This window comes from Aquabacterium sp. UBA2148 (assembly GCF_002328915.1).
Classification (GTDB): Bacteria; Pseudomonadota; Gammaproteobacteria; order Burkholderiales; family Burkholderiaceae_C; genus Aquabacterium; species Aquabacterium parvum.
Genome location: NZ_DCXA01000108.1, coordinates 8,763 through 9,612, shown reverse-complemented (window position 1 = coordinate 9,612; position 850 = coordinate 8,763). Strand labels below are relative to the sequence as shown.

Genomic DNA, 850 nt, shown 5'->3' with positions numbered 1-850 from the left:
CCGACTTCCGTGGCGGCTCGGCCGGCACTGGCGCCGCCGCAACGGGTGCCACGGCCAGCGCGGCCGCCAGCGCGCCAGTCCCCAGCGACGGTGGCAACGCCAGCGCATCATCCAGCGGTGACGGCGCTGCGGCGGCCGGCGGTTGCGGCACGTCCTGCGCCTGCCACTGAATGCCCCACCTCGCGTGAAAAAATACATCCTCACCGGCCTGCTCGTCTGGCTGCCCCTGGCCATCACGATCTGGGTGCTGATGAACGTCGTCGGCGCCCTCGATGGCGTCTTCAGCTGGTTCATGGCGGCTGCGCGCACCGTGCTGCCTGTCAGCCTGCACCCCTTCCTGCAGGAGTTGCGCGAGGTCCCCGGCCTGAGCGTGATCGTCGTGGGGGCCACGCTGCTGCTCACGGGCATGGCGGTGTCGAACATGGTCGGCCAGTGGCTGCTGAACCAGTACAACCGGGTGTTGTCGAACACGCCCATCGTCAAGAGCATCTACACCTCGGTCAAGCAGGTGTCGGACACGCTGTTCTCCAGCAGCGGCCAGGCTTTTCGGGAGGCGGTTCTGGTGCAGTACCCGAGGCAAGGCGCCTGGACCATCGCATTCGTGACTGGCAAGCCTGCGGGCGAGGTGGCGGCCCGTTTGCCGGCCGACATGGTCACGCTCTACGTGCCGACGACGCCCAACCCGACCTCCGGCTTCATGCTGATGGTGCCCCGCGCCGAGGTCCACCCGCTGAAGATGTCGGTGGACGAGGCGCTGAAGTACATCATCTCCATGGGGGTGGTGGCGCCACCCAACGTGCCCCCTGTCGCCCCCACTTCGCCCGCTGAGGGCACGCCCCCGCCGACGGCA

At 68.6% G+C, this 850-nt stretch carries 1 protein-coding gene; it reads left to right on the top strand.

The features are described from left to right. Window positions 1-184 precede the first annotated feature (184 nt). A partial coding sequence (locus tag B2W70_RS05920) for a DUF502 domain-containing protein (protein ID WP_286743788.1) occupies window positions 185-850 on the top strand: 666 nt, incomplete at its 3' end.